General features: G+C 46.0%; 9 protein-coding genes. 4 read left to right on the top strand and 5 right to left on the bottom strand.

What is annotated here, in order from left to right; translation table 11 throughout:
• Positions 1-20 precede the first annotated feature (20 nt).
• The gene (locus R3289_RS07085) at positions 21-560 is read left to right on the top strand and encodes a hydrolase (protein WP_318924814.1); all 540 of its coding nucleotides are present in this window, start codon (positions 21-23) and stop codon (positions 558-560) included.
• A 74-nt stretch (positions 561-634) separates the two neighbouring features.
• Here R3289_RS07085 and R3289_RS07090 read toward each other — a convergent pair whose 3' ends face one another.
• A complete protein-coding gene (locus R3289_RS07090; protein WP_318924815.1) occupies positions 635-2032 on the bottom strand; it encodes an MDR family MFS transporter in 1398 nt (465 codons plus the stop codon).
• Positions 2033-2125: 93 nt separating this feature from the next.
• On the opposite strand from R3289_RS07090, the gene R3289_RS07095 reads away from it, so the two are divergent.
• Complete coding sequence (locus R3289_RS07095; protein WP_318924816.1) at positions 2126-3025, top strand: LysR family transcriptional regulator; 900 nt, start codon at positions 2126-2128, stop codon at positions 3023-3025.
• 174 nt (positions 3026-3199) lie between these two features.
• Complete coding sequence (gene nagA, locus R3289_RS07100) at positions 3200-4327, top strand: N-acetylglucosamine-6-phosphate deacetylase (protein ID WP_318924817.1); 1128 nt, start codon at positions 3200-3202, stop codon at positions 4325-4327.
• 144 nt (positions 4328-4471) lie between these two features.
• Here nagA and R3289_RS07105 read toward each other — a convergent pair whose 3' ends face one another.
• Positions 4472-4846 (bottom strand): NADH:ubiquinone oxidoreductase, encoded by a 375-nt coding sequence (locus tag R3289_RS07105; protein ID WP_318924818.1) that lies wholly within the window; start codon positions 4844-4846, stop codon positions 4472-4474.
• Positions 4847-5314: 468 nt separating this feature from the next.
• The gene (gene fdhF / locus R3289_RS07110; RefSeq protein ID WP_318924819.1) at positions 5315-9490 is read right to left on the bottom strand and encodes a formate dehydrogenase subunit alpha; all 4176 of its coding nucleotides are present in this window, start codon (positions 9488-9490) and stop codon (positions 5315-5317) included.
• A gap of 439 nt (positions 9491-9929) precedes the next feature.
• On the opposite strand from fdhF, the gene R3289_RS07115 reads away from it, so the two are divergent.
• Positions 9930-10874 (top strand): chemotaxis protein CheV, encoded by a 945-nt coding sequence (locus tag R3289_RS07115; RefSeq protein WP_318924820.1) that lies wholly within the window; start codon positions 9930-9932, stop codon positions 10872-10874.
• 400 nt (positions 10875-11274) lie between these two features.
• Here the strand turns inward: R3289_RS07115 and R3289_RS07120 are convergent, their stop codons facing one another.
• Together R3289_RS07120 and pdsO are read right to left on the bottom strand one after the other, a co-directional pair.
• On the bottom strand, positions 11275-11502 hold the full coding sequence (locus R3289_RS07120) for a hypothetical protein (RefSeq protein WP_318924821.1): 228 nt from the start codon (positions 11500-11502) through the stop codon (positions 11275-11277).
• A gap of 21 nt (positions 11503-11523) precedes the next feature.
• Positions 11524-12279 (bottom strand): sortase-associated OmpA-like protein PdsO, encoded by a 756-nt coding sequence (gene pdsO / locus R3289_RS07125; protein WP_318924822.1) that lies wholly within the window; start codon positions 12277-12279, stop codon positions 11524-11526.
• Between the last annotated feature and the right edge of the window lie 74 nt (positions 12280-12353).

A 12353-nucleotide genomic window follows, 5' to 3' on the forward strand; every position in this document is an offset into this window, starting at 1 on the left:
TATTTCAAGGGGATCCCACTATGCTTGATACCACTAATACGGCACTACTGATTATAGATGTTCAGGGTAAACTGGCACAGATCATGGACGAGAAAGAGGCACTGTTCGGTAATCTTGAAACCATGGTCAAAGGCGCAAATATCCTTGGACTACCTACCCTTTGGGTAGAACAATTGCCGGACAAACTCGGAACAACTATTTCTCAGATTACGGATAATATCGAACTGCAAAAACCTGTAGTTAAAAGCACCTTTAGTGCTTATCGTAACCCGGAATTTGCTGCTGCACTCAAAGCAACAGATTGTAAAAACGTGTTAGTGACCGGTATTGAGGCCCACATTTGTGTGTATCAAACAGCGATAGATTTACATGACGCCGGCTACCATGTCGAAGTGATTAGCGATGCCGTATCTTCACGGACCCCGCAAAACAAACAGCTTGCTCTAGATAAAATGCAGCACGCCGGAATCAACCTTACTTGCACGGAAATGGCGCTATTTGAGTTGCAATCTATCGCGGAAGGCGAGCGCTTCAAACAAATGCTAAAAATCATCAAATAATCGAAAGGCTTAAAAGAAGAAAGTTAGAATGTAGCCCAATGCTGTTCACTGGGCTATATCGACTTCAATTCCTATTACTTATCTTTCACCGAATGACGGGCGATTTCACTCGACAGTGACTGCGCCTTCATTGCGAAGACCGCCATGAGTAATGCCGCCACAGCGACCACCGCCATACCTGCATAGATTAAGCTGAAGCCTTGCTCTAATATTGTTGAGTCAAAGTGCGCTAAAGCACCGTCACTACCTTCCGTGATCAAGGTCGGAACCTTACTGTGAAACAGCGCTGAACAAATCGCAACACCAATCGCCCCACCCAGTTCCCGGCCAAAGCCAAATAACGACATTCCGATGCCACGATCTCTTGCTGGCAACACATTCTGAACCACCACACTCAATGCCGGTAACGTAAATCCTAACCCGAGACCTGCTGACGCCAAAGCGAACGGCAGTAACACATCAGCATGAAGTTGCCACAAAGCTAAGGTTGCCAATAAAAAACCAACGACAACAAAGGGTTTATAATAGCCTCTCTTTGCAATTTGTTTACCACCGAAATACGCCCCTGCGGTAATACTGCACATAAAGATCATCATCACCAGACCGCTGCCGGATGCCGTCATACCCTTTTGCCACTGCATTTGTAATGGCAGATAAACCAATACCGCAAACATCAGCAGTTGTGAGCAGAGCATCAGCAATACACTCACCAAATACCCCGGTAAAAAAACCAGCCGTACGGGTAGAATGGGATCTTTTGCTTTTCGCTCAACCCAGACCAATAGCATCACCGTCGCAGCCAGAGCGCCGCCTATGACTCCCATATCGATAGTCGATTCAGGTGAAATAAGTAACAGCAGCAAGGTCGTTGTGGTCATTAGCAACCCTGCACCTTTCCAGTCAAACTTAGACTTACGCCCGGTATTAAGGTGCTTGAGGTTTTTATTGATCATCCATAAAGCCAGGCCTCCCAGCGGAATATTAATCCAAAACACCCAGCGCCAACTCAAATGCTCAGCAAAATACCCCCCCAGCATCGGGCCAGCAATACTGGATACCGCATAAACCGCAGAGATATAGCCCTGATATTTACCCACTTCACGGGCAGGAATACTATCGGCGATCACCGTGAATGCTAAGGCAATCAAGCCACCACCACCGATCCCTTGCAGCACCCGTGAAGCAATCAATGTCGTTAAATCTTGTGACAATGCACAAGCCACAGAGCCGCCAACAAATAGAAATATGCTGCTATTGAGCATTTTTACGCGACCGAACATATCACTTAACTTGCCATAGACTGGCAATACCGCTGTTGCGGCTAGCAAATAAGCCGTGACCACCCAAGTGAGCGCCTGCCCCGCCCCTAGTTCTTGCCCAATAATAGGCAAAGGGGTTGTGACAATACTTTTTTCTAAGGAACCCAAAGCGATAACGAGCGCAACGCTAGCAAAAATTGTCTTAGGTGACATACATTCCCCCATAAATAAACAATGTTAAAACAACTTAACCGATTCGAAAACAGGATATAATGAGTCTCATCATTCCAAATATGGGATCATTAAATGAAGCTTGATGACTTAGACCTTTTTTTATCTGTAGTGAAGGCTGGCAGCTTTGCCATTGCCGCCCGGCAAAGGGCTGTCCCTACCAGTACTCTTAGTCGCAGAATCCAACAGCTAGAATCAGATACCGGACGTAAGTTACTGCTGCGACATGCCAAAGAGTTGAGTCTGACAAAAGACGGGCAACTGTTAGTACAGCAATTCTCATCGCTGTTTGATGATATTCACCTGCGTCTGGAAAATGTCGATAAAGAAAAAGAAGACTTTTCCGGACTTATTGTCATCAATGCCCCGATCATTCCGCTTCAGCATCAGATTGGACCGATTGCGTTAGAGTTTGCCAAACAGCATCCCCAAGTACAGATCCGTTTTCAATTGGGTAACCAAAATGATTATTATCTGCGTGGTGACATCGACATCGCGCTGCGATTTGGTCACCAGCCAGCCTCAGACTGGGTAGGACGTAAACTGTCACACAGTCCATCGGTACTGTGCGCAACACCGAGCTACTTACAAAACAAACCGGGATTGACCCACCCCAACCAACTAAGCTGCTATGATCTGCTTTCACCAAACCCCAAACAACGCTGGGTATTTACACAGACTGAAGCTGATACATTTAGGCTAAGCCCCAATGCTCGAATTCAATCCGATGAGCTGGAATGTATTTATAATGCCGCCATTGCCGGCTTGGGTATTGCTCGTTTGCCTCAATGGTACGCGAAATCGTCGCTTCTAAACGGACAGTTAGTGCAGTTGTTGCCCGACTGGCAAATGGAAGGTTCAGATGTCTTTATGCTGCATCCACAACGAAAACTGCTTTCAGAACGTACTCAGGCGTTGGTCGACTTTATTTTTCAACACTGGCTACCTCTTGATACCTACAAAAATAACATTTAAAAAAATGCGTCTTTACCCATTGACTAAAACGCGCTGATTGTCTATCTTATTTTTTAATGAGAAATAAGATAGACAATCATATCTTTTCATCACCATTGGTTGGGAATGCGGTTGTGATAAAACCGACGCTACCCCCATCTATAATTATAAACACGCTTAATAATTGAGATGCTTATGTTTGCAATTACTCATGTTAACGTTTTTGATGGTCGCAGCGTTCTTTATGACCAAGCAATGATCATTGAGCAAGATACTATTCAGGCTATCGTACCGATGTCTGCAGCGTACCTTCCTGAGAAGACCTTCAATGCCAATGGGTTACTTGCAACATCCGGTTTTATTGATATTCAATTAAACGGCTGTGGAGGTGTATTACTCAATACCGATATTAGGAAAAATACCCTCGATGTCATGAATGCCACCAACCTCAAAAATGGTACAACGCAGTATCTGCCGACTTTTATTACCAGTCAGGCTCCGTTGATGAAACAGGTGATTGACTTGATCGCAGATATCGACGATCCGGCCAGTCAGGGTATCTTAGGCCTGCACCTCGAAGGTCCATTTATTAGTAAAGAAAAAAAAGGGGCGCATCAAGAGAGTTTCATACGCCAACTGGATGAGACAACCGCCCATTACCTTGCTGATAATGCGAATAAGATCCGTGTCGTTACCCTTGCGCCTGAAAACACACCACAATCGGTTATCGATATTCTCACACAAGCAGGTATTACCGTTTCATTAGGCCATACCAACGCTAGCTACGATGAGCTGATCAGTAAGCAAGGCGTAACAATGGCGACTCATCTCTACAATGCCATGACACCTTTAGGCTCTCGTGAACCGGGCACGGTGGGTTACATCTTCGATAAAAAACCCCATGCCGGCATTATTGTCGACGGCATTCACTCTTCATATGCTTCCGTCCGTATCGCCCACCAGGTGCTGGGGGAAAAATTATTCTTGGTCACTGATGCTGTAGCGCCTGCCGGAACGGATTTAACCGAATATAATATGGCTGGTACTACTGCATATGTAACAGAAGGTAAGTGCCATTATAAAGACGGGACAATAGCCGGATCTGCCATTACCATGATTGATGGGGTGAAAAACCTGATTGATCACGTCGGCCTTAGCCGCGAAGAAGCATTGCGGATGGCAAGTTTATACCCGGCAAAAGCATTAAAGATTGATAATGAATATGGTCGATTAAAAACCGGTTACAAAGCGAACATCGCCTTACTTGATGAGAATAATCAGATACAGACCGTTTTCCAAATGGGTCAGATGCACACAATTTAAGTTTGCCACGTTACATATTCGCGTAATACGTTTCTTGTGATTACAGTCGAGATCGAAAAAGGGGCTAACTTAGCCCCTTTTTAATAATTCATTTTTAATAACAAACAGTATCTGACAAGCTACTTTCTTCAGCCATTACGCAGCTTATGCCGCCAATGGCTTCTTTTTCATAGCGGATTTTGATGTTCTGTTCATCTGGAACTCACGTAGTTTAAAGTACAGGTAAGTCACGACGATAGAAAAGAACAAATAAGACAATGAGAAAACCAATGGGGAGTTGATCAGATTCGCTTCTAAGCTCCACATCACCCCCACAACGGTAACGGTCATTTTCGCCATCATTCCCATCAACAACAACAATGCAGCAAGTTGCGGATAACGCGTTGAACGGAACGCCAGCCAATAACCAGCACCGACAGCAACAGCTGCGATACCAAAGCCAACCATAAATGAATGGAAATGTTCACCAGAAAGAACACCTGCCACTATCGAAACCAGAAAGATCAGACCGAATTTCATAAACGCCTCAACGAGTATTATTGGATAAAGCGTCCCTTCAAAAATAATCTTTGTCCACAGTCTTATTTTTACATTTTCTGTTCGGTTTTCATACAAAGCGCCATTTGGTCGTTACAGAATAAAAGAGTTTTTTTCCATTAATTTAAAACCAGATCCCCCCCAATCCATTGATAGTTATTTAATTTTACCAAAGTGGCTAAGGTCATGTTAAATAACCGGTAAATTGTAAGAAGTTTTTACAAACATACTTTTGTAATTAATTATTCTGAAATTGACTGTTAAATTCAAAATCCAGTGATAGTTCTGCGCCTATTTTGGCCAGAAAACAGCACTAGATATGGAATTTTATATTTCATTATTGAAACCAAAGAATCATCAGGATCACGGTCCTGTCATAAAAAAACCACCAATAACAATAAGTTATTGGTGGTTTATTGACTCATAATAGGTTAGATCGGTGAATAAATCTTATACGGACGCCAGCTCCTCGACTTTCTCTATCTTCACTGCAGCTACTTTAAATTCCGGAATTTTGGCGTAAGGATCTGTTGCAGAGCTGGTCAGGCGGTTAGCTGGCGATTCGACAAAGTGGAATGGTACAAAAACCACACCTTGCTGCATTCTCTTTGTCACGAATGCCGGCGTTTCTATGCTTCCGCGACGCGTCGATACTCTCAGCATTTCGCCGTTATGAATACCTAACCGCTCAGCATCAGCAACCGAAATCATGGCTCGCGGCCCGGCCAGGTTATCCAACCCTTTCGTTTTGCGTGTCATGGTCCCGGTATGGAATTGCTCTAACAGACGACCGGTTGTCAGTATCAACGGGTATTCTTCATCTGGCAATTCTGCAGCATAACGGAACGGAATTGCGGTCATTTCGCCTTTACCACGGGTAAATTGCTCGGTATGCATGATACGGGTGCCGGCGGGCGCATTCTCATTACATGGCCACTGAACCCCCTCTTTACCGACACGATCCCAGCTAATACCTGCATACTGAGGCGTCAACTGAGTGATCTCTTCGGTAATATCCTGCACCGACTGATAGGTCCAGTCACTGCCCATTGCATTCGCGATGCTCTGGATGATCCACCAGTCTTCTTTGGCTTCACCAGGTGGATTCACCGCCGGAGAGATACGCTGCACCCGCCGCTCAGTATTGGTGAAGTTACCTGATTTTTCAGCAAATGAACAAGACGGTAACACCACATCTGCATACTGCGCTGTTTCTGTCAGGAAAATATCCTGTACGACTAAGAAGTCCAGCTTTTCCAGTGCTTCAATGACATGCGCCTGATTAGGATCACTCAGTACAGGGTTTTCACCCATCACATATAAGCCTTTGACCTGATCATGGCATGCCGCATCAATAATTTCAGTCAGAGTCAGACCAGATTCTTTCGGCAAATCCGGTTTATTCCATGCGTCAGCAAACTTGGCGTGAACATCAGGCAAATAGACTTTCTGATAACCCGGGAGGTTATCAGGCAAGGCCCCCATATCACAGGCCCCCTGTACATTTGACTGGCCACGTAGTGGGTTAATGCCGCCACCTTCAATGCCGATGTTGCCACACAGCAGTTGCAGGTTAGCAATGGAGCGGACGTTATCGTGACCCGTCGTATGCTGGGTAATACCCATTGAGTAATAAACTGCAGTACGCTCGGCTTTACCGATCATTTCCGCCATTTTAATCACGTCAGATGCCTTAACGCCGGTGATCAACTCGATTTTATCGGGTGCGTACTCTTCGCTCATCACTTCTGCTTTAAGTACATCAAATCCTTCAACACGCTCGGCAATATAGACTTGATCGTGCCAGCCATGCTTAATGATTTGCTGCATGATCCCGTTCAGCAACATCACATCCGTGCCCGGACGATGCGCCACATAGATCTCTGAATGCTCGGCAATATCAATACGCTTCGGATCGGCCACAATTAAGCGTGCCTTACCATGGCGAATGGCTTGCTTGATATGTGAAGCAATGATCGGGTGGGCAGAGGTTGTGTCAGAGCCAATAATAAACACCACATCAGAGTGCGCAATACTTGGAATATCATTGGTCATCGCACCACTGCCAATAGATGCCTCAAGCCCGCTCACTGTTGATGCATGACAAAGCCGCGCACAGTGATCGACATTATTAGTGCCGAGCTCGCGGCGAATAAATTTCTGGAAGGCATAATTATCTTCATTGGTCGTTTTGGCCGATGAGAACCCCGCTAAGGCATTGCCACCGTGCTCGGTTTTAATCCCCTTAAGCTTATCCGCTACCAACGCTAATGCATCTTCCCAACTTGCAGCTTGTAATTTGCCATCTCTGCGGATCAATGGCGTAGTCAGGCGCTCATTGCTATGAATGAAATCAAATCCGAAACGACCTTTAACACAGAGCATTCCCTGGTTCACCGGGGAATCTTTTGCACCTTGCACATAACGGATCTGGTTCAGAGATTCGTCAACAAACATGGTCAGCTTACAGCCGACGCCGCAATAGGTACAAATGGTATCGACGGGAGTCAGCATTTCAATTCGGCCTTGCGACTTATCCCGGCTGTCTACGAGCGCCCCGGTCGGACATACCTGGACACAGGCGCCACACTGCACACAATTTGAATCGCCCATGCTGTAACCATTTTCAAAGCCCGGTCGACATGCGGGACGGTTGGCACGCGTTTCGCTATCGCCAGCACCACTGACGGGCGCGCTTGATGAGAAGTTGAGTACGCCGTGTACCCCCTGCTCATTACAGGCCTTGACACACTGGCCGCAGCTGATGCAGCGATTGGCATCAAAAACGATAAATTCCGAGCTATCATCAACACTGAATTTCTGACGGCTCTCGTGATTGAGATTGGTTTCGGCAACCTTATATTCGGTCGCATAGTCCCGCAGCTTGCAGTCGGTATTCGCCTGGCAACCGCACTCCAGACAGCGAGCTGCTTCGCGCATGGCTTCTTCGTTGCTAAACCCGGTTTCCACTTCACTTAAATTAAATGCACGATCGGTATTACTTAATTCCGGCATCACAGCACGCATGGCTTTTTTAATACCGGCGAAGTGTTCGGGATCGACCTGCTTCAGTTTGCTTTCTTTTTGCGAATTGAACGGCTTAACCGGAATATGTTCCATATCGCCATTAAAAAAACGATCAATCGCCTCGGCAGCAATACGCCCGTCTGCGACCGCTTCAATGGCAGTCGCCGGACCTCGGCGGAAATCACCGATACTGAAGATATTCTCCAACCCTGAGTGCATGGTATTCGGATCCGATTCTTGCGTTAGCCAGCGCGTCACCGGCAGCTTAAGCTCTTCACCTTCAAGGAAATCAAGATCCGGCTTTTGCGATACCGCCGCTATCACGGTATCGAAAGCTTCGGTAAAGAACTCTCCGGTTGCTTCAGGTCTGCGACGACCAGACGCATCCGCTTCACCTAATGCCATTTTTTCCAGTTTAATATCGCAAACACGTCCCTGGTCGTCTGCAATATTTTCAACCGGGTTGGTTAAGAAATGGAATTTCACCCCTTCATGTTCGGCCTCAACAATTTCATAATCTTCCGCCGGCATTTCATCACGGGTACGTCGATAGATTAACGTTGTATCGGCCCCGTCACGAACAGCTGTTCGGGCACAGTCAATGGCAGTATTACCGCCGCCGATAACGGCCACTTTTTTACCGGTAATAAAACGCTGATCGGTCACATAATCTTTAAGATAATCGACGCCCAGGTAGCAACCATTAAGATCGCTGCCCGGGTAATTCATCTCGACGGCTTTCGATGCGCCCACCGCGAGGCAGACAGCATCAAACTCTTTGCTTAACTGAGACAGGGTGAAGTCGACACCGAGCTTTTTAGAGGTCTCAACCTGCAGGCCGTTGCGGCATATCAGCTCAATTTCTTTATTTAAAATTGCTTTTGGTAAACGGTATTCCGGGATCCCGTAACGGAGCCAGCCACCCGCTTCTGGCATCGACTCATAAACGGTAACGTCATAGCCTTCGTTGGTCAGATAATAACCACAGGTTAAACCGCCCGGGCCGCTACCGACCACCGCGATTGATTTGCCTTTAGCTGGTTTTTTCTCCGGCACATAGCTTTCTTGTGCTGCCAAATCAATATCGGCGGCATGACGTTTAAGCTGTCTGATAGCGACCGGTTCATCCACCAGCCCTCGACGGCACTCTGATTCACAGAAAGCCGGACAGACGCGTCCAATCGACAGTGGCATAGGCAGCGTTCGCTTGATCACCTCAACAGCTTTTTGATGATCATTTTGCGAGATATGGTACAAATATGACTGAATATCCACGCCTGCGGGACACGCTGTCTGGCATGGCGCTTCACAGTCCGCATAGTGATCTGACAAAATTCTATTAAGTGCCTGTTGACGAAGCGACGAAATCTCATCAGAGGCGGTTGTCACCGTCATACCTTCAACGGGTCTTATTTCACATGCCCGTTGAATACCCAGCCCTTCAACATCGACTACGCATAAACCACATGGGTCTTTTTCACCACTTTTGTTTAATCCACACAGTGACGGAATTTCAATTTTGCAGTGCATTGCAACGTCGAGCAGGGTCTGTTGATCATCGACGGTATAAGCCTGTTCATCTATCGTGACATTTATCATTGATTGCCTCTTTGTTTTTCTCGGCAATGCATCATTATGATCACCACGAGCTAAAGGCATTCGGTCGAGAATGATCTTTTGGCTTCAGTGACCCATTGCTTCTCAAACTTCGCTTTGTGCAAATAGCAGCAATTGTGCGAATAGCAGTTGCGCGAGGATGATTGGGGGAAAAATCATCAATTTTTTATTATCTCCCAAACGTATCAAATGCAGCACAAAATTCTTTGATTTAAAACACTGATAGCTTTATTTCTATCACTTTTACACATGAACGAAAATGGCGGTTATTCTTAACTGGTAAGAAGCACTCTTTTATAATTCCCTCGCATCTGTAGGGAGATCTGTGTCTAACAGATGCATATAGGGCGTGACTTTGCCAGCCATGTCATTTTATAATTTAATGATAACTTTAATTATTCAGTGATTTTCCGGACAGGTTATGGCCAATATTTTAGACTCTGTTGATCAACGTACACAGCTTGTTGGTGAAAACCGGCTTGAACTTTTAATCTTCCAACTGAATACTTCACAGCTATTTGCCATTAATGTGTTTAAAGTAAAAGAAGTTGTTAAACTTCCGCACCTTCACGCTTTGCCAGGCTCTCATCCCAATATCTGCGGGGTCGCCAATATCCGTGGTATTTCTATTCCTGTTATTGATCTGCGCGGTGCCATTGGGATGAGAAGCACTGAGCAAACTCCCGATTGCAACATGATCGTTACTGAATATAACCGCACAGTTCAGGCTTTCCTCGTAGGCCAGGTTATGAATATTGTCAACATGACCTGGAAAGATATTCAACCACCGCCCGATCAGGTTGGCCGAAATAATTACCTCACGGCGATCACCAACCTTGAACGCGAAGGTGTCAAGCGCATCGTCAGCATCATTGATGTTGAAAAAGTGCTAGCTGAAATTATTGACTACAATATCCAGATTTCAGAGGACATACTCGACGACACGATTGTCAGCCAGCTCCAAGGCCGTAAAATCTTAATTGTCGATGACTCATCAACGGCCCGAGCTCAGATCCGAGAAACTCTGGCTCAACTTGGCGTCGACGTTATCGAAGCCAGTAATGGCCTGAAAGCCCTTAACATGCTGAAAGGCTGGTGTGATCAAGGTAAGAACATCAATGAGGAAATCTTAATGATGTTTACCGATGCCGAGATGCCGGAAATGGATGGCTATAAGCTCACCAATGAAGTGCGAAATGATCCTCGAATGAAAGATCTTCATATCGCGTTAAATACCTCGTTGAGCGGTCGTTTTAACGAAGCTATGGTGAAAAAAGTGGGGTGTAACCGCTTCATCTCAAAATTTCAACCGGATTTACTGGTCGAAGTTGTTCAGGACCGTTTGCGCGAAGTCATCACGCAGTAAAAAACACAAATCTAGAGATTCACTCAAACGAGGCCCTCACAGCAAAACTCGCCCAGAGGCGAGTTTTCGTTTACCGATACCAATATTAGTATTTAACTAATCCCCTGGAACTGGCAATTCAAAGCAATATAAATCAGCAATAAACCAGACTTAAATGGATAATCGACAACCTGAGTACCGCTCTCATCATCTGGTGCTCATCCAGTAGACATACATGTAATAACCGTTGTCTAATCAAGCAAATAGTATGGCTTACGTTAAAATCGAGCTTGTTACTTCTGCTGTCATAACCGACACCCTGCGCGATTTTCATTCCTCTCCACTCCCCCCCACGTTACAAACCACAACTCATTACCATTACAGTGCAACGGTAATGGTCTGTTTTTAAATCCATTAACCATTAAAAATACCGGTAGGGCTCATCGCTGTTTTGTTCAGATCGGTTCAACTCATGCCAATAGGGTCCATCACTCACCGTTTCATTAACAAGATCAAGCGATTCGCCATAAAGCGTATCAATTTTCTGCGCCCGTACATCGTCGGTTTTCAGCGATAGCTGCATTGTCATCAGCGCGATGATTGCAACTGGAAGCACCCAGCGCGGTGTTCCCGATTTATTTTCTTTCATCACATAACACCCCTACGGCAGTTATTTCATTTGGGCTGTACGCATCTCAGGCTGTTCACTGCGCAACGTGACACGACGGTCAAAGAAGTCACTTTCGAAGTTTTGTTCTGATTTAACCGGCTCTAACTCCCCGTAGGCTTCTACTTCAAACTGGTCACGCTCAACACCTCGAGCCGCCAGATATTGACTCACGGCATCCACACGACGCATCGATAAGGCCAGGTTCTTCTGACTGTCACCACGGCGATCTGCGTAACCCGACAGCTGCCATTTTACTTCCGGTGCTTGCTTCATTAATTCGGCCAACTCATCAAGCTGCTGTTGAAAATGAGGTTCAATCAAATCTGAACCAGTGCGAAAGTGCACATTCGTCTCAAGCGCTAAGTCCAATTCCTGTTGTTGATCCCTTTGCACTTGCAGATCTTGCTGCAGATGAGCAATCTCAGTTTGCGCCTGGTTAAATTTCTGACTAACCCGTTCAAGTTCAGTATTACGCGCAGACAGCTCGATCAGCTCTTCATCTTGTGACTTAATGAACTCTTCCTGACCGACAGTCGTGCCGACAATACCGCCAATAATCGCACCAATCATGGCCCCTGCCGGGCCGCCGACTAGTGCGCCCAGCGCGGCTCCCGAGCCTAAACCAATAAGTTGTTCCTGCTCAGCCACAATGTCGTGGTTCTGTGCGATATCGGCCTCACTCGCCTGTACACTAGGAGCAATGGCTGAAACAAGCAGAGTGGTAGCGATCATTGTGGAGATAAGCTGCTTTTTCATTTTGTTTTCCTCATCAGTTACTCTGGGTATGTGGTTAAACTAACGGTCTTGTTAACACAAGCGTTCCCGTTTCG

This window comes from Photobacterium sp. (genome assembly GCF_033720175.1).
In the GTDB taxonomy this organism is placed as follows: domain Bacteria; phylum Pseudomonadota; class Gammaproteobacteria; order Enterobacterales; family Vibrionaceae; genus Photobacterium.